Origin of the sequence: Nitrospira sp. (assembly GCA_037045225.1) — a bacterium.
Classification (GTDB): Bacteria; Nitrospirota; Nitrospiria; order Nitrospirales; family Nitrospiraceae; genus Nitrospira_A.
Genome location: JBAOHZ010000009.1, coordinates 1,430,093 through 1,455,012, shown reverse-complemented (window position 1 = coordinate 1,455,012; position 24,920 = coordinate 1,430,093). Strand labels below are relative to the sequence as shown.

Annotated in this window: 24 protein-coding genes; 14 read left to right on the top strand and 10 right to left on the bottom strand. The window is 58.8% G+C overall.

Going from position 1 to position 24,920, the window contains the following annotated elements; translation table 11 throughout:
* Positions 1-610: 610 nt before the first annotated feature.
* Positions 611-2,473 (bottom strand): AAA family ATPase, encoded by a 1,863-nt coding sequence (locus V9G17_07475; GenBank protein ID MEI2752430.1) that lies wholly within the window; start codon positions 2,471-2,473, stop codon positions 611-613.
* A 1,134-nt stretch (positions 2,474-3,607) separates the two neighbouring features.
* On the opposite strand from V9G17_07475, the gene V9G17_07470 reads away from it, so the two are divergent.
* On the top strand, positions 3,608-4,030 hold the full coding sequence (locus V9G17_07470) for a hypothetical protein (GenBank protein MEI2752429.1): 423 nt from the start codon (positions 3,608-3,610) through the stop codon (positions 4,028-4,030).
* A gap of 169 nt (positions 4,031-4,199) precedes the next feature.
* Entirely contained in the window at positions 4,200-4,661 is a 462-nt protein-coding gene (locus V9G17_07465) for a YbhB/YbcL family Raf kinase inhibitor-like protein (GenBank protein ID MEI2752428.1), read from the top strand.
* Between the two features lie 234 nt (positions 4,662-4,895).
* Here the strand turns inward: V9G17_07465 and V9G17_07460 are convergent, their stop codons facing one another.
* Complete coding sequence (locus V9G17_07460) at positions 4,896-5,288, bottom strand: cytochrome c (GenBank protein MEI2752427.1); 393 nt, start codon at positions 5,286-5,288, stop codon at positions 4,896-4,898.
* A 453-nt stretch (positions 5,289-5,741) separates the two neighbouring features.
* On the opposite strand from V9G17_07460, the gene V9G17_07455 reads away from it, so the two are divergent.
* The 4 genes from V9G17_07455 to V9G17_07440 all read left to right on the top strand — a co-directional run bounded on the left by V9G17_07455 (position 5,742) and on the right by V9G17_07440 (position 8,760).
* A complete protein-coding gene (locus V9G17_07455) occupies positions 5,742-6,143 on the top strand; it encodes a hypothetical protein (protein MEI2752426.1) in 402 nt (133 codons plus the stop codon).
* A 1,060-nt stretch (positions 6,144-7,203) separates the two neighbouring features.
* Positions 7,204-7,842 (top strand): DUF2238 domain-containing protein, encoded by a 639-nt coding sequence (locus tag V9G17_07450; protein ID MEI2752425.1) that lies wholly within the window; start codon positions 7,204-7,206, stop codon positions 7,840-7,842.
* Between the two features lie 10 nt (positions 7,843-7,852).
* Positions 7,853-8,494 carry a DUF2238 domain-containing protein gene (locus V9G17_07445; GenBank protein ID MEI2752424.1) on the top strand — a complete coding sequence of 214 codons (642 nt, stop codon included), beginning with the start codon at positions 7,853-7,855 and terminating at the stop codon, positions 8,492-8,494.
* A gap of 89 nt (positions 8,495-8,583) precedes the next feature.
* Entirely contained in the window at positions 8,584-8,760 is a 177-nt protein-coding gene (locus tag V9G17_07440) for a hypothetical protein (GenBank protein MEI2752423.1), read from the top strand.
* Positions 8,761-8,860: 100 nt separating this feature from the next.
* Here the strand turns inward: V9G17_07440 and V9G17_07435 are convergent, their stop codons facing one another.
* On the bottom strand, positions 8,861-9,298 hold the full coding sequence (locus tag V9G17_07435) for a CBS domain-containing protein (protein MEI2752422.1): 438 nt from the start codon (positions 9,296-9,298) through the stop codon (positions 8,861-8,863).
* A gap of 263 nt (positions 9,299-9,561) precedes the next feature.
* On the opposite strand from V9G17_07435, the gene V9G17_07430 reads away from it, so the two are divergent.
* The 3 genes from V9G17_07430 to V9G17_07420 are packed head-to-tail and all read left to right on the top strand — an operon-like array spanning position 9,562 to position 11,140.
* Positions 9,562-9,813 carry a hypothetical protein gene (locus tag V9G17_07430; GenBank protein MEI2752421.1) on the top strand — a complete coding sequence of 84 codons (252 nt, stop codon included), beginning with the start codon at positions 9,562-9,564 and terminating at the stop codon, positions 9,811-9,813.
* A gap of 43 nt (positions 9,814-9,856) precedes the next feature.
* Positions 9,857-10,444: an NAD(P)H-dependent oxidoreductase gene (locus tag V9G17_07425; protein MEI2752420.1), complete on the top strand. Its 588-nt coding sequence runs from the start codon at positions 9,857-9,859 to the stop codon at positions 10,442-10,444.
* A 60-nt stretch (positions 10,445-10,504) separates the two neighbouring features.
* Complete coding sequence (locus tag V9G17_07420; protein ID MEI2752419.1) at positions 10,505-11,140, top strand: hypothetical protein; 636 nt, start codon at positions 10,505-10,507, stop codon at positions 11,138-11,140.
* A 196-nt stretch (positions 11,141-11,336) separates the two neighbouring features.
* On the opposite strand, the gene V9G17_07415 is transcribed toward V9G17_07420, so the two are convergent.
* Together V9G17_07415 and V9G17_07410 are read right to left on the bottom strand one after the other, a co-directional pair.
* Entirely contained in the window at positions 11,337-12,272 is a 936-nt protein-coding gene (locus V9G17_07415; protein MEI2752418.1) for a hypothetical protein, read from the bottom strand.
* A 30-nt stretch (positions 12,273-12,302) separates the two neighbouring features.
* Positions 12,303-13,052 carry a hypothetical protein gene (locus V9G17_07410; GenBank protein MEI2752417.1) on the bottom strand — a complete coding sequence of 250 codons (750 nt, stop codon included), beginning with the start codon at positions 13,050-13,052 and terminating at the stop codon, positions 12,303-12,305.
* Between the two features lie 656 nt (positions 13,053-13,708).
* On the opposite strand from V9G17_07410, the gene V9G17_07405 reads away from it, so the two are divergent.
* The 5 genes from V9G17_07405 to V9G17_07385 all read left to right on the top strand — a co-directional run bounded on the left by V9G17_07405 (position 13,709) and on the right by V9G17_07385 (position 18,468).
* Positions 13,709-14,575, top strand: coding sequence for a carboxypeptidase-like regulatory domain-containing protein (locus tag V9G17_07405; GenBank protein MEI2752416.1), 867 nt, complete (start codon positions 13,709-13,711; stop codon positions 14,573-14,575).
* Positions 14,576-14,626: 51 nt separating this feature from the next.
* Positions 14,627-16,093: a hypothetical protein gene (locus V9G17_07400; protein ID MEI2752415.1), complete on the top strand. Its 1,467-nt coding sequence runs from the start codon at positions 14,627-14,629 to the stop codon at positions 16,091-16,093.
* 266 nt (positions 16,094-16,359) lie between these two features.
* Complete coding sequence (locus V9G17_07395; protein MEI2752414.1) at positions 16,360-16,950, top strand: SHOCT domain-containing protein; 591 nt, start codon at positions 16,360-16,362, stop codon at positions 16,948-16,950.
* A 122-nt stretch (positions 16,951-17,072) separates the two neighbouring features.
* A complete protein-coding gene (locus V9G17_07390; GenBank protein MEI2752413.1) occupies positions 17,073-17,882 on the top strand; it encodes a class I SAM-dependent methyltransferase in 810 nt (269 codons plus the stop codon).
* 43 nt (positions 17,883-17,925) lie between these two features.
* The gene (locus tag V9G17_07385; GenBank protein MEI2752412.1) at positions 17,926-18,468 is read left to right on the top strand and encodes a Slp family lipoprotein; all 543 of its coding nucleotides are present in this window, start codon (positions 17,926-17,928) and stop codon (positions 18,466-18,468) included.
* A gap of 81 nt (positions 18,469-18,549) precedes the next feature.
* On the opposite strand, the gene V9G17_07380 is transcribed toward V9G17_07385, so the two are convergent.
* The 5 genes from V9G17_07380 to V9G17_07360 form a co-directional block, all read right to left on the bottom strand.
* On the bottom strand, positions 18,550-19,305 hold the full coding sequence (locus V9G17_07380) for a TerC family protein (protein MEI2752411.1): 756 nt from the start codon (positions 19,303-19,305) through the stop codon (positions 18,550-18,552).
* 210 nt (positions 19,306-19,515) lie between these two features.
* Complete coding sequence (locus tag V9G17_07375) at positions 19,516-19,803, bottom strand: hypothetical protein (protein MEI2752410.1); 288 nt, start codon at positions 19,801-19,803, stop codon at positions 19,516-19,518.
* 102 nt (positions 19,804-19,905) lie between these two features.
* Complete coding sequence (locus tag V9G17_07370) at positions 19,906-20,760, bottom strand: CBS domain-containing protein (protein MEI2752409.1); 855 nt, start codon at positions 20,758-20,760, stop codon at positions 19,906-19,908.
* Positions 20,761-20,849: 89 nt separating this feature from the next.
* On the bottom strand, positions 20,850-23,648 hold the full coding sequence (locus V9G17_07365; GenBank protein ID MEI2752408.1) for a cation-transporting P-type ATPase: 2,799 nt from the start codon (positions 23,646-23,648) through the stop codon (positions 20,850-20,852).
* Positions 23,641-24,546: a universal stress protein gene (locus tag V9G17_07360; GenBank protein ID MEI2752407.1), complete on the bottom strand. Its 906-nt coding sequence runs from the start codon at positions 24,544-24,546 to the stop codon at positions 23,641-23,643. Before V9G17_07360 ends, V9G17_07365 begins: the two co-directional genes overlap by 8 nt.
* Positions 24,547-24,920: the final 374 nt, after the last annotated feature.

Sequence of the window (24,920 nt, the reverse complement as noted above, 5' to 3'; positions counted from 1 at the left end):
CAGCGGTTCACCGTACGCTCCAGCTTCATCAGCAAGCCCAGTGCCATCCGTCCTTTGACCCAGGTCGGTCGTCTTACAGGTGAAACCTGCGAGGGACTGTGCGCCCGCCGCGTCACGGAATTCAAGAGCTTGGGAGTGGCCAGTTGGGCCGATGTGTTCGGTATTCTGTTCCGCTCGTCGGGTGTTCAGAGAGACACCCTCATGGAGGCGTTCCGCGACAGCGCCGATTCCGCCGCTGGGGAAGAACGCGACGATGCTCCAGCCTGCATGATTTATGAGTGTTTCTGCTGCAATTGCGGATTCGCAGCTGCGACCAGACGTTCACGACGAACCGTCATGAATCATGTAGGCTAGGGCCCCGAAAGGCCGTTCCCGGCCAAGTGCGGAAGTTCGGCGCCGAGATTGCACCGCCATGAAGCGGTAATCAGCGTTGTCGCATTAACGCCCTGCATCACCTGCCGGTGGAAGCGGGCGAAGCCCCCTGTAGTCGGTCAGGTGGACGCGGATGTTATGCGGCATTTGTGTCCGTAGAGGCAAACTGTTTCGACTGCCATTTCACGATATAACAAGGCGGGACATGCCTCCTAAGAGGGACTGGGAAGGTTCCGCCCTACACAATTTGCGTCCGAGTGCCCGCGGGCTGGATCAACGTTGTAGCCCTAAAGCTACGGAAAATTGTCCGTATCTCTATGAATGGATCAGGGTCAGCAGCTTGCGCATGACGAAGATAGAGCGTCTTGAGCCTTCCGACCTGAATCTGTGCTCTGCTGGCGAACCTATTGAGTACCACGCGTCCTGGGATATCCCGCTTCCACTGTCCCGACCCGTCATCGATCGATTGCTCGATCTTCGCATATACCTCTCTGCACAGCGACTCAACAGCCACCACATCTAGGCTATTCTCGAGGCGCATGCGCTCGCGAGAGATTCGCTCACCAAACGCTAGTAGGAGAGTAGCTAGAGAGCCGCCGAGCTGGCTCGGCATGACATCCACGTTCCCTGTGCTTTCGCGAACAGCGCCAGCGACCTTCAGGGCTGTAGCGTAAGGAATGCTCTCCCTTGCCATCTCTCGAAGGGCATCTCCAATCCGATCCTTGGACCGCAACCACGACGCAGGATCTCGCTCCATCTCTGTAAAAACTTCTGCCAAGATGTTCTCATCCAGAAAGTAATTCTCGAGATGATATCTAGGCAATACCTGTAACCGATCAGAGATGTGCGCGTTGATGCTCTTTTGCCCAATCTCACCAACTGCGTCCCCGTCGCAGAGCATAAAGAACTCAACGCCCCAAATGGTCTGATTCAGGACGCTACTACGGATTTCATCGAATGAGCGAATAGCGCTCTTTCCGCCGACCGGAACCAACACTAGTTCGGGGAACTCGTTTCGCAAAATAGCCCCGTAAGTCTGCTTGTCCAGGCTAGCTTCATCACCTTCGATCAGAAGCAGCTTCTTCCCCAGCGAGATTATGCCTATCGACTGGCCGAGGAGGTTCAGGGCGTGGTGTGTCGCATCGTCTCTACTCACCATTACCGCTTGATTAGACCTGTCGGTCTTCCTAGGAGTCACGAAGACCACGGAATTCTCGATGGAGGCAGTGATTATTTCGGGGGAATGAGTGCAGAATACGAACTGGTTGTTCTTGCCAGTCAGAGACAGCGTTTGAAGCAGCTTGTAGCTGAGCTCAGGATGTAGGTGGAGCTCTGGCTCGTCAAAGAACACGATGCAGTCGGAAGGATTGCGAAGGAGAAAATCGAAGACTATGTTGACGACTTCCCGCTCCCCAGAGCTCAGGGTCTCGATAGGCCGTTTCTCCCCGTCCAATTCATAGAGGATCTGCTGCGTCTTTACGTTAATATCAACAAGTATCTTCGGAGCGAGCAACCGTGAGAAGGCATCCTTAAATTTCGCAAGAGGATCCGCGAAATCCAGAGGCATTGTTTCCTTCCCTTCTGCGCGCAGTTGGACTGCCTGTTCAGCGATTTTTCGACGTTGGCTCTCGACCAACTTAAACAAGCTGTGCTGGACATCCTGAAAGCGATCGTGAAGGAAGCTATACGACTGGTCCCAGCCGACATCTTCCTCGTAGGGGTCGGCGAAATCCCATGAGAAAGTGAATGGCTTTACCTGCCTTATCGAGCGATCGCTTTCGAAATTAAGCACTGTCGACCGATATCGGTTGCGTCGTTGAGAACGTTGGAGAACTTCTCGAAGTCTCTGGGCGTCATCGCCGTTTGACGTATCGAGGCGGCCGCCTGGCCAGGCGGTACGTTCAATGTCTGAGGTAGGTTCGACAATAAGATGGATGTTGCTGCTGGCTCTGGGATCGCGGAAGAATTGTATTAGCGCGTGAATGAGGCGGGTCTTGCCAACCCCGTTCGGGCCCGCGAAGACCACCACATCTGAAAGGTCGGACACTTCGACGCGGTCGAGTCCGCCGATGTCCCTCACAGTTAAGGCAGCTAAACGCATTCAGTATCCTTGGGACTTATGCGCAAGTATCTTTGAGCGCAGATAAACCATCCAACTCTCGCCGAATGGGACATCACGTAGGCTGGGCGTTGTCCCAATGCCGCCTAACTATGATTAGGCCGATACGCATAAGAACCGGATCTGCCATCTTCTGTCCGTATCACACGCCACAACAGTTCGTGAAGAATACGCCTTGCTCGTTGTCGTTTCAATGAGTTGCGACGGTCGGACCATTTATCACGGATTCTTATGTGGATCGGTGTAAGCCCCCCTCTGATAGCGGTCGGTCGTGGACTTCGGCTTTGGGTCGATAGCTGACACTGACTGCCAGGTCTAGTCTGAAGCACTACAGTTGATTCCTGCTTTTCCGTGCTTTCTTAATACGTAAAAAAAGGAGGCGTACAGCTTCTTGAGGTCGGCAGCCTCGTTTGAGTGTGACTCGCCCTAGTACAGCCAATGTGCAAAGGGCACTGCTTCTGCTTCAGTTGCAGAATGAGGTCGTGGTGCGCCTGTCGTGAGCTCCTGACGGCGGTCACGAGCGTGGTGCTGTGGCTGGATAGGCCGGTCTGGGAATAAAAACCTGGAAGATAAAAAAAGAGGGCGGAGGCAGGTTCAGAGAGCTTTCGAGCAACAGTGGAGATCTTGGAGAGGTTTCAGGCTTCCCGCTTGGCACTTGCGGGCCTGCGCACCACCTCTACGCTCGACCTCGGTTCCGTTTCTGTTCCTCTCACCGAAGCCTCCGCTCACTCTTTAGGTAACGCCCATTCGACGGTCGTCAAGCCCCTTTCCTTGCGGAGGCAGGCCACAGCCGCAGAGGGTGCGCTGTAGCGTTATAGGGCAGCGGCGAAGCGCCGATCGGAAGTCCGGTGACATCATTGTCAGCAAGCCCGTTGTTTCCACGACAATTCTCCAGCTCCGCAAGCGGGCCGGTCTCTCCGTGGGCAAGCCCGGCGCTGGCATAACGTATGCTCGATTATCAGCGGGGCAATGCAGCCTGTCACGGTCGGGAGACGCAAGAGGGAGCAGTGGCGATGCGATGGTTGGTGGCATTCGGAGTTGTGTCGCACGCCGTGGCCTGGTTAGCGACCTGTCCCCTATTGATCGTCGATCAATGAGCGACGCGAGGAGGAGATCATGCGGATCACCAGAGACATCAAATGGGCAGCCGCATTGTTCCTGTTGCTGGCGAGCGTCATTGTTGTTGCCCCCGGCTGGCCGGGCGCAACTCGCGCAGGGGAGGATGACTGGCTCGATGCGATGGTGCAGGCGGTCCTTGTCGAGCAGACGAAGGAGGGGGCGGCAGGAGGCGTATTCACGCCCTATGTTTCGCAACTGGCGATGGTGCGTACGCACTTGATCAACGGCGAGAGCGAAGCGGTGTACCGGGCGATGAATCGGTTCATGGAGATGCTCCAGGCACGCGAAGCGGGGATTTCTGATGAGGCGGCAGATCGGCTTTTCGATTACTGTTATCTCGTGACGCCGGCGCGGTATCACGATGTGTCCCGACACCTTCACCGGTTGAGCGGCCATCAGGCCGGTACGCTCTCGGCCTGAGGCTGCCGCCCGTGCATTGCCTGGGTTGCGCCCCGGCACGCATTCCCTTCTCGATCTGCCAGTAGGCGCCTTGTGGGGAGTGCAGGCGCCGACGGCTGAGCGCGTCTGGTTATAGGTTCGATTCGGGGGCACCGTCATCATCCCGGAGAGAGAACAGAAGGAGTCTGTCATGCCGTTCGAACTGACCTGTAGTGCGTTCAAGGATGGGGAGCTTATTCCAAAGCGACATACCTGTGACGGCGAAGATCTGTCGCCGCCGTTGCGCTGGAACCATCCTCCGGCGGGCACGCGAAGTTTTGTGCTCATTGCCGACGATCCCGATGCGCCTGGTCACATATGGGTGCATTGGGTGCTCTACAACATTCCGTTGGATCTCCGTGGCCTGGCCGAAGGGATTCCGTCTCAAGAGACGTTGCCGAACGAGGCGCGGCAGGGTCTGAACGATAGCCAGGAAATCGGCTATGGCGGCCCCTGTCCACCGCCCGGGAAACCGCACCGGTATTACTTCAAGCTCTATGCGCTGGATGTTGAGTTGGCGCTCGAATCCCGGGCGACGAAGGCACACGTGGTCGATGCAATGAAGGGGCATGTGCTGGCCGAAACGTGCTTGATGGGACAGTTCGCGCGATAAGAACGGGCCGATCATTTCTCATGGCCGCCCGGTCGGTTCGGGGCCCGCGCCTCTCAGGAACCGCATGGAAACGGTTCGCCTCTGTAGCCCTCGCCACCTGCCATGACCTACGGGACATGTGTCGTGGGCGCCTTTCGTGATCCGACGGTGGTGTAGGGAATTTCTCGACAGAGTTGTTGCGTTGGGCTGCAAAGAAGCGAATTGGATTGTCGGCGCAGTTGAACGGGCTGTCCCCTAGTAGGGGCTCTTGCCAGGAGTGGTCTGGCTTTGCCGAAGGCTGGCCAGATAGGCCAGCACGTCCGTGATGTCCTGGTCGCTGAGCGTGGTGTCCGGCAACATGCCACTTCCCGGATGGCCTTCGCGTATCGCTCGAAAGCGGGCTTTGTTGTCCTTCAGCGTGAGCGCGGCGCGATTGCGAAGATCGGGCGCCGTGCCGGAGAGTTTTGCGATGGCGGCCGCAGTGTCCGGCTTGAGGGTGGGCTTTTTGTCGATCACACCGTCTACGCCGTGGCAGTAGTGGCAGATGCCCTTACCGTTGAACAGGGCTTGCCCCTGACTCGCATTCCCCTTCAAGGCCGGACTCTTCTCCCCCGGTTCTGCCCGGCTCACATGTGCTGTTGAGTGCATCAGGGAGATCAAAACGATTCCAACAAGGAGCAGTCGGCGATGCATGGTGTGGTGGCCTCCTCTATGTCAACTCAGTATGCCGAGATGCCCCCGATAACACAATGTCGTCACATCTCCGTCCTCGCTACTTCTCCCAGCGCGCAAGGAGTGTAATCGCTGCGTGGTACGGCAGGCGCTGTTCGATAAGCCTGGAATAGATCGAGCGTCTCGAATAGGATGCCTTAGTATAATGATGCCACTGCTGTCATGATTGCAGGCAGACACTGATCCGCCGGGATTGGGATGAGTCGCGCAGGTGGAACCTGATGACGGACGGAAGGAGGGCGTTTCCGTGGGCCGTCCTCTGCCGGTGTGACTGAAGCAGGCGTACTGAAGAGTGTTGTTGGAAACGTATCAGGACTCCTCAGCGGCATAGAGGGGAGAATCTTAATAAAGACGGGAGGGAGACACGCCATGAACGCACGAAGGAAAGTGTCCAAGGCAGGCGAAGGTAAGAAGAAGACCATTTCTTCCAGCGCACTCGCCCGGAAGGCCTCGGCGGTAACGCGTGAGAAAAAGAAGGCGGCAATTACTGCTGCGATGGAGACCTCTCAACGGAAGGGAGCGAGTGAGAGCCCGTCAGGGATTTCTGCCGCATTGGCTCGAACCGTCGAGGCCGCAAAGCTTGGGCGCAAGAAGCTGAATATCGCAGCAGCCATGGAGGAATCGCAACGGGGAGTCGGAACTTCAACGAGGCCACGATTATCGGAAGCGTTGGAGCGAACGGTTTTCGCGGCCGGACGCCTGCGGAAAAAAGAAGAGATCACCGCGGCCTTGGAAGAATCCCAACGCCGGACGACTTCACGGGGAGGCTGAAGGTGCATGTGCTCTTGCAGGCCCTCTTTTGTGCGACTCTGCCGAAATAGTCTTGTCTGCGGGGGCTCAGTGGAGGATTCAAGAAGGCCTCAGTGCAATATGGCGAGACAATCAGAGAGGGCATTCTGTCTGGGCTGACCGGCTGTGCTTTAGTGAGGTCTTCAAGCAGGTGCTCGAATTCGCGCCGAATAGGGTGTGCAGGCCTCAATTCTTCATGAGCGCCCCTCGTAACATAAGGACAGACAACGCTTGCCATGGGGCACGTATGGTTGGCCGATGGGTTGTTGTCGGGAGGTGATGCCTATATGTAGCGGTACGGAGTAGGTAGACCCTAATTGTTGTGTCGGATATTTCCCTTGATCGCCTCATCAAAATTCCTCGTGTGAAGTCTGGATGGATCTGATAGGGTTGGGCCGCATGCAGCCAGAAATAGGTCGGTTGTTATTGTCCGCTGCGATTCGAGGAGGTCTCTATGCGTAGTCCTCAACTCGATCCAAGCATGACACGGACATTCATCTGTCTCCACATGCGCCTCATCGATCGCATTCGCGGTGAGGATGAAAAAGAGCGTCCTCTCTATCGATGCCTCGAATGCGGAGCCGTCATTCAAGACCCGCATTCTGTCGCCAAGACTTCTGCGTGATCGTGCAGGCGAGGCGATTGGCACAGGACTCCGCCTCACGGAAAATTCCGTTCACAATCCGCTCTCCCCTCTGCTCAGGATTCAGACTCTGGGCTTCAGCGCCGCCAATTCCTTGAAGGATCACCGATTCTTTCAGCGTGAGGCGATTGTTTCTGCCCCAAGAGTTTCGCACTGAGTTCGGCGAATTTGTCTTTCGTCACGTCAACGGTCAATCCCTGAATGTCTCGCACGGATGCTGCGCGTCAGTTCTATCCGCTCGATGCGGCAGAGCGATGTCTCGGGCCATGTCCGGCGGACGGACGGGTGGATCGGTCGGTTGCAGGAAGGGAAGTCATCCAGTAGAGTGAAAGGGTCTGCTCCGCCGCGCCTGTGGCTGGACGCGCCCTCTCTTCACACCATGGACCAGGAGACATACCGGTGGGTCGCAACAAACTGATTTCGATCTGGTTGCTCCTGTGGTATCTGGCGGTGTCTGTTTGGATGGCGCAGGCTCCGGTCGATCCGCAATTCTGGCTGCTGGCGAGCATTCTGCCCGCACTGTTCGTCGTGCTGTTGATTGTGACCCATCGCTATCTTCCCTTATCCCACACCTCCCATGCGCTCATTACGGCGTTTCTGACGCTCCACACGATCGGCGTGCATTACACCTATGCCGAGGTGCCGATCGGTGTGTGGATGGACCAGGTGCTGCATTTCGGGCGGAATCACTTCGACCGGATCGTGCATTTCAGCTTCGGGTTTTTGCTGGCCTATCCGATGGAAGAGCTGTTTCGTCTGACCGCGAGTATCCAGGGGTGGGTGGTGTACTACCTCCCCGTGATGACGGTCCTTGGGCTGAGCGGCCTCTGGGAGATCATCGAATCGTGGGTGGCGCGCGCCGTGCATCCGGAACTGGGCGTCACCTACTTAGGTTCGCAGGGGGATATGTGGGATGCGCAGAAGGATATGGCGGCTGCACTCTACGGTTCGTTGTTGTGTATGACGCTGCTTCTGGTGGTGCGCGCTCTGCGGGGAGCAGACTCGGCGCTGGAATCCGAAGCGGCCCTTTCCGAGTAGGCGGTATGGCATGGGTGAGAGGGCGAGTGACCAGCGTGAAACTGGTGTGGGCGATCGCTCCATCGTGACGGGGCTGCTCATCACCTATGGGCTGTTCTGGGTCGGGCTGGCGATTGCGCCGGTGGATCGGCAGGATTGGTTTCTGGAAAATCTGCTCGCGGTTGCGCTCGTGGCGGTGCTTGTTTTGACCTACCGGCGGCTCGCGTTGTCCTTCCTTTCCTATTGCTTGATTCTGGCCTTCCTTCTGCTCCATGCGATCGGCGCCCATTACACCTATGCGGAAGTTCCCTTCGGGTTTTGGTTGAAAGATGCGTTGGCGTTGAGTCGGAACCCGTTCGATCGTCTCGTGCATTTTGCTTATGGGGCGCTCCTGGTTTATCCCTTGCGTGAAGTGCTCACGCGTCTGGCGGGCGTGCGGGGGATGTGGGCGAGTTATCTGGCGGTCAGCGGCATTCTGGCACAGAGCGGGTGCTTCGAAGTGATCGAGGCGATTGTCGCGATGATCGTCAGCCCCGAGCTGGGCAGCCTCTATCTCGGCACCCAAGGGGACGAATGGGATGCGCAGAAGGATATGGCGGCGGCCTTCGCCGGCGCGCTTCTGGCGATGACTGCTACGATATGTCTGAGTCGGGACAACCGGCAATTTACCTAATGGAATTGGTTGAATGCTTCTGCTATGATCCGGATCGGATTTGGGTCAGAGATGAGATGTTGAGCCTCCGGCTCACGATGGAGGACGCCATGAATACTCCACGACTCGATCTGCTGCCGAAGACTGCCGCCACGAGTTCCCGTTGCCGCCATAGCCGTCTCATCGACCGGGTCCTCACGGCCACAGGTGAGGAGACCGGCACCGTCCGTTGCTTGGAATGCGGCGCAATCATTCCCGATCCGGTCCCTGCTTCGGCGCGACAATGATCCGCACCGATTTCAACGGTAGTCCCTCCCTGTCTGCGCGAGTTCCGGCCGTCCTTCTGCGCAGCCAGAACCATCCGCCGTGCCGCTGGCCCGCTTCTCGTTACGGCCAATAATTGGCGCGTGCTTTGACGTACGCGAAGATGATATCCCGCCGCGCAACCATGCCGATGAGCTTCTGGTCTTTTACGACCGGGAGGCGGATCAGGTGCCGCTCCTGGAGGACATGAATCAGGCTCATCAGCGGCATGTCTTCGGTGGTGGTAATGACGTCGCGGGTCATAATCTCCGAGACGGATACTTCGCGCAAATCTTTTCCCTGTTCGACGGCTTTCAGCAGATCGAACTCTGTGAGCAACCCTCGCAACGTGCCATTTGTCTCGGTGACCGGGACACTCCCGAAATTGTGCTCGCTCAAGAGTTCGGCCACGGCCATGGCGCTGGATGACGGGCTGACCGTGACGACGGCATCCTCCATGATCTGACGGACGATCAGTGTTTTGGGGTCGCAGGCGTGGACGAAATATTCTGTGGCTCTCATAGGACCCTCCTTCCATACCGCCGTACCGTCGGGAGTGAAGTGATAGGACTCTATGATGCGGGTGAGACTTCCCTCTCCGAAGGGGAGCAAGCTTGGTGCCATTGCCGGTCTCGTTGCAACTACCGGTATAGAAGAAAGATCGACCGCGCCGAGTGGGCCGGTTATGTGGATATTTGCACCAGGGCCCAGTGGCGGGGCTGAGGAAATTCTCCGCAATCTTACGAGGCCCTCACACCGCTGGCGATCTGTGATGTCCGTCCGATATGCCGATCACAACTGGAAGGCTGTTGGCACGCCTGTTGCGCCTGATGAGGGCGGATCTCAATGTCAGCCTGATGCATTTGGGAGGCATGATGCGTGTTGCACGGAGCATCGTTGTTCTGTTCGCCCTTCCGGGAGGTTGGTCGGTGGCTGCCTGTGCGCCGCCGACGCCAAAAGCCGAACCGTTTGCGCCGCACACTGTCGAGCGGGAAGGGGTTGCTCCGGCCCGCGATCAGGATTGGTCCTTCCAGTAGAGGGCCTAGGGCCTATGGAGGCAGAAGGTGTCCTTGAGGCGCCATGGGTAAGTTCATCACCATCATTCAGGGCCATCCCGATACGCAGGCTCGCCATTTTTGCCACGCCTTGGCGGACGAATACGCCAAAGGCTGTGAAGATGGCGGGCATGAAGTGAGACGTATCGAGGTGGCCCGGCTGGATTTTCCGTGGTTGCGGACGAAGGAGGAGTTTGAAAAGGGCGTCCCGCCTGATTCAATTAAGCGGGCCCAGGACACCATCCGGTGGGCGGATCATCTGGTGATTATCTATCCCCTCTGGCTCGGGTCGATGCCGGCGCTCCTCAAAGCGTTTTTCGAGCAGGTCTTTCGTCCCGGCGTGGCCTTCGAGTATCCAGCGCACGGGACGATGGCGAAGAAGCTTTTTACGGGCAAGTCGGCGCGCATCGTGGTGACCATGGGCATGCCGGCGTTGGTCTATCGATGGTTCTTTCTGGCCCATAGCCTGAAGAGTCTCGAACGGAACATTCTCGCATTCTGCGGTATCAGGCCGACGCGGGCGACTCTGATCGGTCAGGTGGAAGGCATGAATGAGCACCAGCGGGCAGGCTGGTTGGATGAGCTGAGGGGCTTGGGCGATAGAGGGAAGTGAAAGCGCCCCCATCGATTATCGATATGCGGGCGTATGTCCAGGTGGGCAGGAGGAGGACTCATGTCGCGGATCAAAGCACTGAGAGCATCGATCGAGAGCAAACTTGATGCGTTGGAACAGCAGGCGCTGGCGCTGGAGGCGCAACTTACGCAGGGCAAGGATCAGGCGGTACAGCGGTTGGAGCAGGGTAAACAGCAGTTGCGTGAGGTGGTCACATCGGTGCAAGCCGACCTTCGTGAGTCGAAGGAGCTCGCCGAGCATGTGAAGGCCGATGTGCAAGCCACGCTGGACCATCTGCTGGTGCAGTTGGCCTTGGGCAAGGCAGATGCGCGTGATGCATTTGAGGAACAGCGGAAGCAGATTTTCAAAGCGCTGAACGAGTTTGAAACCATCGCCGACCAGAAATTGACGGGCATGGCATTCGACTCGGGACGGCTGTGGGACGAGCTTGTGAAACGGTCGAATAACCTTGAGGCGGAGTTCAACGCCCTCACATACCGTTTTTGGGCTGAGGGGAAACAGCAGCTCACGATGGTCGAGGCCACCAAGGAAGAGCTGTTGCAGAAATTACGTGCCTATCGAGATGATCTCCGGGTACAGCGTCAGATGGTACGAGCCAAGGCCGATACGTTTGAACTCGACCTGCGGGGAGGGCTGGCGCAGATTCAGACAGCATTTCGTAGATTGTTTGATTAATCGATATGCGTGATGCCTCGTCCATCCTGCCTTTCGGATTTGAAGTGTGCGGGTCTTCAGGTCAAGATCCCGCTCCGTATGATGTGTGCCGGGTGGCCGACGCCATGCGGAGCGAGCGATCTTAGAAGGTACCCTCCGGTCTGATGGTGACGATGCGGCAGGTGGCCTCGAAGTCGTCACGTGAACCCCTATCGCCTTAAGGGTTGTGCAAGAGTTTCCGACACTCGCCCAGAATATAGATCGGCCGCGTGTCGTTCCCTTTCTTGTCCGGATTGTGTCCGATGGCCATGCCGGTCAGCACCATGGTGGGTGGGCACATCCAATCGTAGGTGAGCATGTTGACGAGTGGGATCCCCGGTGGATAGCTGGGAATGATGCCGGTCTCTCGAAAGTAGTTCGTGCTGGAATTGGGTGGATCAGACCGTTCGCCGCTCTCGATGAGCCCGGCAGGGCCGTGCAGGAAGGTAAACCCGGAGAGCGCCTCCCTTGTGTTCGGAGAGTTCTCGTACTCCTTGATTCCGTAGAAGAGTTCTATCTCCGATCCGCTGACCTCGTGAAGAGTGCCTTCACGTTCGTAATCGAAAAGAAAATCGGCCTTCCGAGCCGAGGATGTCAGTTTCCCGTCGGCTCCCAGATCTTTGCAGGAAAAGCGGAACGATTCCCATGTGCGGTTGTTGATTTCCTTGATCGACGCTCCCGAGACCATCCCGTTTCTGAACAGGTCGAGGCACGAAATGAATCTGCTCTCCACGACTTTATCCTTCGCATAATCCAGATCGTTACACGCCACCCAAACCGACCCTGCCGGGCTTGAAAAAATAGGAAGGTTCTTTGGCACACATCCGGCGACGATGAACGCGCGACCGTCAGTGGAAGTGTATTGCTTGTCCTTCGCGTCGAGCGGGGTCTTATCGATGTAGTATCCGGTGGCTTGATGGATCGTCGCAGTCACGTCCGATCCGGCCTGTGCCCAGAACCCATCGGCAAGTACAATTCCCTCGTGATGGTCGTAAAAAGCCTCGGCGCCTGCGGCCACGGTCTGCTTCAACGTCAGTTCCGTCGCTTCGACTCCTGCCGCAACCCCGAGCGAAGTCACGAGAATGCTGATGAATCTGAAATATGATCGATGCATAGCGGTTCTCTCCATGGCGGCGGTGAGCCTTCAGTGTCGATCCTTGCGAGTCTGCGAAAGGTCGCGATGCTGCTCCACTCGCGCGAGTTGCTGTTGCAGCGACTCAATGGTCTTGTGCTGTTCAATGAGATGCAGGGTCAGCTCCTCGACCTTTCGCAACAGCTTGGCTTGCATATCGCCTAGACCGATGCCCTGCTGCTCCGCTTCCACGGCGCTGGGCATGTCCGGCAGATGACGATGGGTCTTGATGAAGCCCTCCACTTCCGGCAGAGGCTTCAGCTGATAGTCGGGTTGAAATACAAAATCCGCCCAGTCTTTGATCTGCTTGATTCGCACTTCTTCAGCCAGGATCTTCCCGCCCACCACGAGTTTGTAATCGGTGGGAAGGCGTTCGGTAAGATTGTTCACGCCGACGGCCATGCCACGCCCGACGGCGAGGTCGTAGACCCCGTCCGGAACCAGATCGGATCTGCTGGCGGCGCCGCCCAGATACACCCGCTTGGTATCGGCCTGGAGGACCGTGGCGGTTGCATCTCTGAAGGTCGAGCGGAGGCTCAGTAGAATTTCCTCATCGCCGGACAGGGGACGCTGGATTTCCAGAAGCGGTCTCTTGCCTGCGCCCGCCACGGGTTCGAAGCCGAGCGCCACGCTTCCCGGCCGCGAGATGACCCCCGTTGGATTTTGCGGGCCGTTCCATTGTTGTGCGTGGCTGACGGTGCTCACCGATCCGAGTAGCAGGAAGGTGGCGAAGACCGTTTTCAATTGATCAGATGTGCCCATGCGGGACCTCCTCCGTGAGTCGAGATTTGAAGACTGATGTGTCGTCACTGATCGATGATGCCGGTGAATAGCAAAGATCCTGCCGTTCGTCTCGGTACGGGGAATGATGGCCATGTGTGCGTAGTTGAGGTGTGCGCAGCCTGAAACCCCGGCTGATCTGTATCTCTCTCGATACGGTACGAGAAGAAGAGATACGCTTCACACAGGCCGGTGTGGGGCCCGGTTGACTCTGTCTGTTCCACTGCGCAGCTTCTTTTTATGGCTCTCCCGGTCGTGCGTCCGATCTTTGAGGCCTGAACATGCTGATCGAGACGCCGGGTGGATTCGACTTCACCGGCGCGGATTGTATGCAGTGAATGAATAACGCCGGCTTCAAGCGAACCAAGGTGGAAAAACTGGCCGGGCCGGATTCGATGGTGATCGTGATCAAATGATGACGGGGTTCGGCGGGCAGTAGTCAGCGTGCCGCGAGATTCTCCATCCCGACATCTTGACAGGGAGGAACCGAGAAGCGTAGCGTCTCCCCGTTCGACAATCTACGAGGCCAAAGAGCGTTCCGCTCCAGAGCCCGAACGACCCGTTGCTGGGTGGTTCGGGCTTTTTTATTGTCCACAGCCATGGGTGACGCAGTCCCATGCATGTCGATGAGGTACTCCATGTCTCGACAGTTTGTGCTCCGGTATTCCCTACTCCTTGCCGGTTGGTTGGCGCTGTGCGTGCACGCGAGTGATGGCAATGCGGAATATGCCGTCATCGACGTGTCGGACGGGGGCACGATCAAGGGGCAAGCCATCTGGAAAGGGGCGATCCCCGATGTGCCCCCGCTGAAGGTCTTTGCCGACCTCGATACCTGCGGGACGGAGGTGCCGTCGCCGGTCCTCCGGATCGATCCGGCCACCAACGGGCTCCAGGACGTGCTCGTCTACCTCGAGCGGGTGGAGCGGGGGAAAGCGGTCGAGCCGGCCTACCGGCTTGCGATGGGTGCGCATAAGGGAGCGCTCGCATCGAAGTCCTGCCAGTTTCAACGCCCGGTGTTTCCGTTCGTTCGGACCTCCCCCGTTGCGCTGATCAATTTCGAGTCGGTGCTCCACAACCCGCACTTCTTCAACGAGAAGCACAGCAGTCTCTTCAACCTCGCGATGCCGACCCCGGATCGGGAACTGACGACGACGTTGCTCCGCGCGCGCGGCGTCGGGTTGCGATTGCAGTGTGATGTGCACGTTCATATGAACGCCTGGGCAGCGGCATTCGACCATCCCTATTTCACCGTGACCGATGAGCAGGGACGCTTCGAAATCGGCGGTATTCCGCCGGGCTCGTACACACTGGTCGCGTGGCATGCCGGCTACAACATTGTGAAGTTCGCCGCCTCACGTCCGGTGTACGACGAGCCTCATGTCATCAGGCAGACCACGACGATGTCACCCAACGGGCAGGCGGAATACCGGTTTGAGTTTCCTGTCCGGCCGGTGGAAGTCGACTGGAAAATCGCCGGCGGGGACGGAGAACTTTCACCGGAATAACGGACTGCCGGCACGTGGTGCTGCATGACTCGCAGAAGGGAGAGAGATGTGATGAAGATGTCGACGTTTCGTGCAAGGACCGCCATCGTGATGGTCCTCGCCCTGATCGCGCTGATGAGTTATGAACTGAGCGGTCTTGTGCCGCGGGCCGATGCAATCCCGGCCTTCGCCCGAAAATACGATTTCAAATGCAACGTGTGTCACGTGCCGGGTTTCCCGAAACTGAACGACTTCGGCAACCTGTTCAGGGATCGTGGCTATCAGTTGGGGTCGGATGCGGACTCGCCGGTCTATGAGGGGATCGGAATGGGCTATTGGCCGGTCTCGCTGAGGACGACCGTCGGGTATCAGGCCGCGAGTGTGCGGACTGATGGAAGCGGCGTGACGACCGGCGGCTTCGGGTTCACCGGACTGGATCTATTGAGTTTCGGCACGCTGGATCGCAATCTGTCCTTCGGCGTCGTCTTTACGCCCGGACTCGGCAGCGCGGGTTTCGGGACGGGCGCATCGGATGGCGATTTGGAGAGCGCGTTTGTCCGTCTCATGCGGCTCGAACGGTTCCTGGGCGTGAAGAGCGCCAGCGGCGATTACCTGTTGAACCTCAAGGTCGGCAAATTCGAACTCGACCTTCCATTCAGTGAGAAACGTAGCCCGACGTTGAACACCACCTTTGCGATGTACCACTATATGCCCGGAACGCCCTACGCGGCGACCATCGGCGGGACTTCCACCAGTTCATATCTCAACCCCAATACCTTTGCCATCGGCGAGAATCAACCCGGCGCAGAACTGTCGGGCATCAAGAAGACTTCCGTCACCGACGGCTATTTTCGATACTCCTTCTCAGCCCTGGCGACAAACAATTTTTCCGGCCCCCTGAGCGGCTGCGCGTCCGGCACCACCTGCGGAACGGGCGGGAGGAACGTCAACTTCTACGGCCATGTCACGCAATCCTTCGGCGGGTACGGCATCGTGACGGGACAGCGGATCGGACTGTTCGGCGCCTACGGTACGGCACCGACGCTGGTCAACCCGACGTGCCCGACCTGCCAGGCCGTGGCCGGGAGCGGGCAACCGTTCAGTCGTCTGGGGGTGGATGTCAGCCTGACGCTGAACGGGGAATGGAACCTCTTCGGTGCCTGGATGTGGGGCAACGACAGCAAGAATATGTTCGTGTCGCAGGGGATTGCCGATGCGCAGAACGCCTCCTGGAGCGGCGCGTTTGTCGAACTGGATTATGCGCCGGCCCTGTTACCATTGTTTGATATGCCGGATTGGTTTTTTGCCTACCGGTATGATCTTATTCGCAACAATCGCCAGGGCGATCCGACGTTTGCCAAGAATTATAACAATGTCGATTCCCATACCGTGTTGGTCCGCTACTTCATTCATCATTCAGCCAGGACCGACTTGGCCATGCATGCCGAGTACAATACCTATCGCACGACCGGCGTGGGAGTGAACGGCGGCGATCTCGCGGGCCAGACGATGTTGGTCGGGTTCGATTTTGCCTACTGAACAGTGAGGCGGCAAGAAAGGTGGTACTCCACATGACAAACCGGGGCGTGCGATGGCCCGGTGCTATTGCGTGCTTGGTTGTGTGCATGGCTCTGGGTTGTTCGACTGTGAGATCGAATCAGGAACACCCCTGCTTCTCATGCGACGACCAGCGGCTGGTGCGACTCGTGCCGCGCGCGACCCTCGCGTCGATCGATCACGGGAGGCCATTTCAGCATCCGTTCGAGTTGACGCAAGCGGAGTGGGATACAACGGTACGCAGCGTAATGGTACGTAGCGTTCACAGCCCACTGCTCGGACCGTCATACCAAGGGACCATCGAGCCGGTCTTTTCCGAGGAGGAAGTCCGGTACCTGGGGGCATCGCTCCGGCACGCGTTTCAGCAGGCAACGGCGCAACAGCAGGTTGCCTTTGCGCTGGCAAGGGTGTCTGAGTCAGGCTTGGAGCAGTTGACATCCGGGGCTTGGTTTGTCGAAGCGGGGCGAATCCACCTTCGCTTAGCTAATTGCCGCGTCACGGTCACGATGCCGTCGATCCGGAAACAGATCTGGATCGATCCCCTATTTGCGCAGGCCGGGACATTGTACGATTTGGTGCCGGGGGAGCGGCAGGCGTTGGTGACTCCTGCACGGGACAGCGGCAATCCGTTTCGGCCCGCTCCGGCCGAACTGGAGATCAATTATCGCGGCATAAGTGGACAGGTGCCGGTGCCGGCTTCTTCCGGCACTACTTCACCGTCGGCCCCAGCCAGGTCTTTGGAGGAGCAGCTTGGCTTGTTGAAGCGCCTTCATGAGCAGGGCCTGATTACGGAAGAGGAGTATCGAACCAAGAAGCAACAACTCCTGGATCGACTCTGAGGGTGAGAATCTTTTCGGCTCGGCGGAAAGATGGCGCGGTGGTTGGCCGTAGAGAAATCTGATTTGTGCCTGCCCCTTCGGGTAAGATGCGGGGGAATGAATGCCCATGCGAAAGGAATTTCATGAGCATGCCTCCCGTTCCGATCTCTTCGCAGTGGTCCCTTCCCAAGCAGGATGACTGGTCGACTCCGTTTGCAGAAGTGTTGCTGGAACAACTCGATCTGCGCCCTGGCCTCACGATTCTTGATATCGCCTCAGGACACGGTATTCCCGCCTTCTATTTAGCCGAGCAGGTCGGTCAGACCGGCACCGTGGTCGGTATCGATGCCAGCCGAGGTCAGGTGGCGAGTGCGCGTGCGGTCCAGCGTGGCGAGCTCCCCTGGCTGCGCTTCGAATGTCTGGATATGCGCGCCCTGCCGGCATCGTTCCCCACGTTTCAACGTGTCACCGGGAATCTCTCCGTCATGTTCCTGCGACCGAACCGCTTTGAGGCGATGCGCGGATTGGTCGAACATCTGGAACCGAGCGGCCAGCTTGTGCTGACGTTTCCCTCTCTTGGCACGTTCGATTCCATCTGGAAACGGATCGATGAGGAAATGGACCGATACGGACTTGTCATCGAGCGGGAGCGATTGGCCGCCCATGTGGCGGAACGGCCTTCGGCGGCAGAGGCACGCGGATGGTTGGATCGGCTGGAGATGGAACGGATCGCCGTCGTCGAGCGGCCGCTTGAGGTGGCGAGCGGATCCGGTCAACGGTTTCTCCAGCATCCATTGTTGCGGGGCGGCTTTCTGGACGATGCCTATGAATGTTTCGAGGATCAGCGGGTGGCGGAAGAGGTGATGACGCGGGTCTCACTGGACCTGGAGCGCATGAAGCCGTTGATCGCACAACGATGCGCCCTCAGCGGCTGGAAGCGCAAGAACGGATGAGCCTCGGATGGTCACCGAAAGATGAGATGGCAGGGAGGATGACGTGAACGCTCATATCACTCGAGCGCTGTTCGGAGTGCTGGGAATTTTTGTTGTGGTGGGCTGCAGTCCCTTGCCTGCTCGATATGTTCAGCAGGCGGAGCCCGGAGTCACCTTGACCTCCCTGACACAGTCTCAGGAGGGCTATCAAGGAAAGACGGTGATTCTGGGTGGTGTGGTGGTCGACCAAAAGCAGGATGGCCAGCGGCTGTGGCTGCATTTGAAAAATCGCCCGTTGGACAAGGACTACCGGCCCCATCGCCCGACCATCAACGATGGGCCGGAAGCGGGATACTATTGGGTTGTGGTGCCGGACGCGTCGACCTTGCCTCCCAAATGGAAGCAGTGGGCACGGGTGACGGTGGTTGGGCGGGTCATGGACTCGAAAGCGGTCGTCTCTTCGATCGAGCCGACCGCTGAGCCGGTGCTCAGTTTATTGTTCATGCGAGGGTGGGCGATGGGGCAGTCCAGTCAAGCCGGCGTGTGGGAGGGATCGGTCGATGCAAACTATCTCTTCTCCGTGCCGGAAGGTATCCACAGGGACTGAGGGGGCACAGATGCGGCGACGCGGCCTCCTTCACCTGCCAGGTCCAGACAGAATTCAGCCCCTCTAACTAGACCGGCAGTGTTACGGCAGCCGCTCTTCCGCATACCGGCTGTGGAGTTTGAGCGGCGCCGCTCGTTTTTTCCGCATGCGAATGTTCAGCATTTCGACGGTCACGGAAAAGGCCATGGAGAAGTAGATATAGCCTTTCGGCACATGGACGTCGAATCCTTCGACCATCAAGGTCACGCCCACGAGAATCAGAAACGAGAGGGCCAAGATTTTGATCGTGGGGTGTTCATCCACAAAATCCCCGATGGTTTTGGCCGCCATCAACATCACCACCACCGCGAGAATGATCGCGACCGCCATAATCGACACATGTTCGACCAGGCCAACGGCCGTAATGACCGAATCCAACGAAAAGACGATGTCCAGCAGCGCAATCTGAACGAGCACCATGCCCAGGCTCGCCGCGGCGGTCGTCGTCTCGCCTCCCTCGATCCCCTCCAGGCTGTTGTGAATTTCGTGTGTGGCCTTGGCCATAAGGAACAGGCCGCCTCCGACCAGAATGAGATCCCGCCCTGAAATTCCGTGCCCGAAGATCGTCACCCATGGATGGGTCAGTCCCATCACCCATGAAATGGAAAATAGGAGTCCCAGGCGCGCCATCATTGCCAGGCCCAGGCCCACTTGGCGTGCGACGGCGCGCTGATGCTCGGGGAGTCGCCCGACGAGGACGGAGAGGAAGATAATGTTGTCGATCCCCAGCACGATTTCCAGCGCGGTCAAGGTTCCCAGGGCGATCCATATTTGAGGATCGGCAAGCCAGTCCAGCATCAGCGGCTCCATTCGTGAAAGAAAAGGCAAACGAGTCGATCGGACATGCGAGGATGTGCGGCATCGAGACGCGTTGAAGAAGTCTACCGTTCCGGGCGGGACTGCGCAATAAAAACCAGTCGATGGACGACGTGGTGCGACCGGGTGGATCGATCGAGGAGAGGTCCCCGAAGCGGCCTTTTCTTCAGGAAGGGGCTGGAGCAGGGTTTGTTAGACCGGCTCCTCGGGTCGTGAAGGGCGGTGCTGTAGCGATTCGAGGAACAGCAGCTTCAGGTCCTGGGTCATCAGGTTGACGTGGGTGTTCAGGAGGCCCAGCATCTCAGCGCGATGCCGCAATTCGTTGCTTCGGTAGATTCCCCCTCTGCCCAAATAGAGTTCGGCCAGACGTTGCTCCTGCTGTGAGCCGGGTTTGCCCAGATGGTGTTGCCATGTACGCAGATACGCGTGAAGCGGGATGCCTGAGCGAGGCAGGACGCCTGAGATCGACCCTCTCCTCATGGCCTGAGGCTGTTCCGGGGTAACCTGGAGACTGGGCCGGGGCACCGTTCAAGCCGGTCCTTTGCGTGGGAGCGTGGCGTGCGCGATCCCCGGCCGTTTCTGTTATGAGCCCGAGCTTCGCTTCAAAAAGTCCGGGCGGTCACGGATCGCGACCATCTTTACCAAGTCGCGGATAGAGAGGACCCCGACGACCTTCTCATGTTCGGTGACGGCGAGATGGCGGACTCGTTTCGCGGACATCCGTTCACTGGCATCGCGGATGGTGCGATTGATGTCGATGTCGATTAACGGCGAATTCATGAGCGCCCCCACGCGCAGGGTCTGCGGATCGAGTTGGTAGGCCAGTAGTTTGCGCACCAGGTCGCCTTCGGTGATAATCCCCACGAGTTCATCGGCTTCCATCACAAACAGCGCCCCGATATGTTTGTCCGCCATTCGTTGCGCGGCCTCGAGGGCCGTTTCGTCGCTTCCGATGGTTTCGATGGCGGTTTTCATTAGAACACTCAACGGGCGGTAGACATTGGTGAGCGCTTGCACCGGCCCGCCGTCTGCATCCACGAAGTGTCTCACCAAGTCGCGTATCGAAATGATCCCGAGTACCTCCGTGCCTTCGGTCACGGCGAGGTGTCGTATGTTTTTGTGTTGCATCAGATGGCTGGCATCGACCATCGGACGATTCGGTGCGATGGTGATGAGCGGACTACTCATGATGTCTGCCATGCTGGTTTGAGCGGGAACGCGACCCGGCGCCAACACCTTGGCGACGAGGTCGGTTTCGGTGACGATGCCCGCAATCCGGCAATCGTTGTGCGGGCGGTCGAAGCATTCGATCAGCACCGAGCCGACGCTGCGTGTCCGCATGGTGGTGGCCACGGTCACGACGGAGGTATCTTGCGGAACGACCTCCAATTGGCGATGCATGTAGTCACTGACGTGCTGGCCCGATACGGTCGTCATAGGAGCTCCTTTTTTCAACATGAATGTCCCTTGGCCTTTGCGTATAGGCTCGATTGTCTCTCATCGATCACCATCAATCCAGACCTACGTCACGTTCCTCGCTGGGGTTGCAGCGGGAGTCGCGCGCCCATTCGCCCGCAGACGAATTTCCGCAGTTCGTCCGCCAGGAGCAAGCCGATGGCCCCGAGTGCCAGCGGTCCGAAGATCCAGGCCGGGAGCGAGGCGGTATCGAACACCAGATGTCCGGCCGGGCTGTAGGTCATGATGAGCAGGATCGTCAGTTCGACGGTAACCCCCACCAGGATCAAGGGATTGCTGAACCAGCCGAGCCGAAACGCCGACATGCGGTCGGAACGGCAAGCAAAGACATTGGCGACCTGTGCCGCCACGATCCCGGCGAATGTGACCGTCGTCGCTTCCTTGTACAACGAGGAGTTCCAGTCGAGCGGCACTCCCCAACTCCAACCCTGGCTATATAAATAGAGAAAAAACCCTCCCATGGCAATGCCGGCTTCGATCAATCCCAAAAAGGCGTAGGCTCTCAGGAGCACATCCCTGCTGAGCAGCCGCTCGGTTCTTGGCCGTGGAGGGTCATCCATCACTCCGCCTTGCGGCGGCTCTGCGGCCAACGCCAGCGCCGGGACCATGTCGGTTCCCAAATCGACGGCGAGGATTTGCGGGACGGTCAAGGCCAGTGGGATCGACGACAGTCCAAACGCCAGGTAGGGCACGACCTCCGGGACGTTGCTGGCCAGCACGTAGGTTACGAACTTGCGGATGTTCATAAAGACGGCTCGACCCTCTTCGATGGCATTGACGATGGTGGCGAAATTATCGTCGAGCAGGATCATGGAAGCCGTTTCTTTGGCCACGTCTGTGCCGGTGACTCCCATGGCGATGCCGATGTCCGCCATTTTTAACGCCGGCGCGTCGTTTACCCCGTCGCCGGTCACGGCGACCACTTCTCGCATCTCTTTTAGCACCGAGACGATGCGCATTTTATGCCGAGGTGCCATGCGGGCGAAGATCGGGTCCAGTTCGCCGGGAGCGGTCGGCGTGAGCAGTTGGCGCAGTCGATCGTCGCTGAAGGTGTCGATATGGGCGCCTTCGATCACCGGTACGAAATGGCCCGGTGGCGTGGAGATCGTTTCCGGAGCCAGTCCGACCTTGCGTGCGATGGCCAATGCCGTCAGGGGATGGTCGCCGGTAATCATCATGACGCGGACCCCGGCCCGCCGGCATTTTGCGATGGCGGCCGGCACTTCGCGGTGTGGCGGGTCCATCATGGCCACGAGTCCGAGAAATGTCAGTCCTTGTTCGACCGTGTCGGCCTCTAACTGCTCGACGTCGCGGTCGACTTCTCGCATGGCCACGGCCAGCACCCGGTACGCCTGTTGGGCGAAGGCCTGACTCTGGGCCAGGATTTTTTTGCGTCCGTCGACGGTGAGTTCGACGGGCGCGGCTGATCCCTGCTGCAGGGTGCACAACGGCAAGACCGATTCCGGCGCGCCTTTGGTGAAGGCGAGCAGCCGACCCTCGTTCCAGTGCAGCGTCGTCATCCGTTTGCGATCGGCATCGAACGGGAGTTCGCCCATGCGCCGGAGCGGCGGGCGATGGAGGAGTCCGTGGTCCGCGGCAAACTCCAGCAGCGCTGTCTCAGTGGGATCGCCGGTCGTGCGGCTGCGACCGTCGGGGTGGCGGGTGCGCTTTGCGTTATTGCAATGGACCATGGCGTCGAACAGGGGACGCCAGCGTTCGGATTCGGCGGCGGTGATGAGGCGGTTTCTCGTGAACAAACAGCCCTCCCGCGATTCGACAATGAGGTCCTCCACGTAGAGCTTGTCGAGCCGCATCCGGTTTTCCGTCAGCGTGCCGGTCTTGTCGGTGCAGATCACGGTCGTGCACCCCAGGGTTTCGACGGCCGCCAGGTGTTTGATGAGCGCTTTGCGTGCCGCCATGCGTTGACTGCCCATCGCGAGGGCGAGGGTGACGGTCGGCAGCAGGCCTTCAGGCACGTTGGCGACGATGATGCCGATGCCGAAAATCGCGCTGGTCCAGAAGCTCAATCCCATCCCGACGCCGATGATGAAAAAGACCAGGCCCATCAGGACGGAGAGTGCGGCGACGACGTGGGTGACCTTCACGATTTCCTGTTGGAGCGGGCTCAAGCCGGTCTGAACCGTTGTCGTCAGATGCGCGATTTTTCCGAACTCGGTGTTGAGGCCGGTGGCAAACACCACGCCTTGGCCATGGCCGGAGAGGACTGTGGTTCCGGCAAAGGTCAGATTCGCGATGTCGAGTGGATGACCATCCGTGATGGGATCAGCCGTCCGGTGCTGTGGTTTTGATTCGCCGGTGAGCGAGGAGTTGTCGACGCGCATGCCGGCGGCTTCGGTGAGCCTCGCATCGGCGGGAATCTGTTCGCCTTCTTCGAGCACGAGCAGATCGCCCGGCACCAGTTCGCTGCGGGCGATCTGTTGCTGGTGCCCGTCGCGAAGGACCCAGGCTTTCGCCGGCAGCATGTTGCGCAAGGCCTGGACCGCGCGTTCGGCCTTATACTCCTGCAGGAAGGCGAAGACGGCATTAATGAGAATCACGCCGAGGATGGCCCACCCCAGCGTCGCCATGCCTTCACCGGAGTGGAGGGCGTCGGCGAGAAACGCCAGGCCTGCCGCCACCCATAGGAGCAGCGCCAGGAAATGCGTGAACTGACGCGCAAAACGGCTGATGAGCGGCACCCCGCGCAACGCGTGCAGACTATTCGGTCCGTACCTGAGGGTTCGTCGCCGGACGTCGTCCGCCGAGAGCCCCTGTGGGGTGGTGGCGAGTGCGCGGTATACCTGGCTGGGTGCCAGGCGGCAAATCTCTAGCGCAGTCAGTTCAGGCACGCCATCCTCGCACGATGAGTACCGAACAGGGGGCATACTTCAGCAGCGCTTCGGAGACGCTGCCCAATTGAAGGCGTTCGGACCCCGTCAAGCCTCGTGAGCCTGCCACGAGCAGATCCACCTTGTTGGAGGTGGCCTGCTGGAGAATCGTGTCGGTCACATGATCGACCTGCACCCGAGTCGTGACGGCACAACCTTCGGCCAGGAATCGATCGCGTAAGTTCTCTACCACCTGTTCCGCGGCCTGGCGTTTCGGGGCCGAGATCTGCTCCACCTGGTCTTTCGACAGATACTTGGTCGCGAGTTCCGTCATGGCCGGTTCGACGACCGACAGTACCGTGACGTGCGCGGACTCCGGAAGAAAGCGTTGGCACAGAAAGCGACAGGCGCCTTGTGAGTGTTTCGAGGCATCAGCCGCAAAGAGGACGTGGGAGAGGGTTGTGAGCGGCCGCTTCACGACCAGCACCGGGCAGGCAGCCAGGGCGCTGACTTTACGGGACACACTGCCCAGAAGGTAATGTTCGGCGTCGCTCAGGCCGCGCGAGCCAAGGACGAGCAGGTCGACTTTCTTCTGCTTGGCCAGCTTTGTGATGGTATCGGCGATGCGGCCATGGGCAAGGATCGTGTCGATGGACGTGCGAGGTTTGGTGGCGGCTTGTTTGAGGGCAATTTTTGTCAGGCCTTGGAAGCGGCGCAGGATCTGATCGCCGGCCTTTGTCATGGCGGCGATGGCCTGCTTCGAAAGTGCGGCATGTTTACGGGCGGCGGTTTTCAGCGGTGCGCTATCCACGACATGGACCAATGTGACGGAGTCGGGCGGGCGGCTTGCGACTGCTTCCAGTACCTGTACGCTCCACTCGGCGAACTCCGACCCATCCACCGCGATCATCATCTTCATGTGTGCTTCTCCTGGGTTATCAGCGATCTGCTCTGGAATGAGGTCTGCATCGGATATGCCTGAATATACTTCAATGCCGGGACAGTATTCACTGCGATGCCAGGCGGTTGACAGGTTTGTTGGGGACTCATGGGGCCCAGTTGCGGCGTTTTGCAGCAGTGAGGAGGACGATATTGGGGTAATTGGCATCAGTTAGAAGGGCGCCCGAAATGGCGATGGGTGGTCGATGTGCGTCTGTCTATTCGCCCTCATGGTCTTGTTGGTCGCTTCCGGGAACGTGTTCGGGAAGGCGGCTAGGCCGAGCCGGGCGGTCGAACCCTGTTTCCCCTGTGCCGCTCCTCACCCAAACGATGAACAGAGCGTGTGGCCGTACC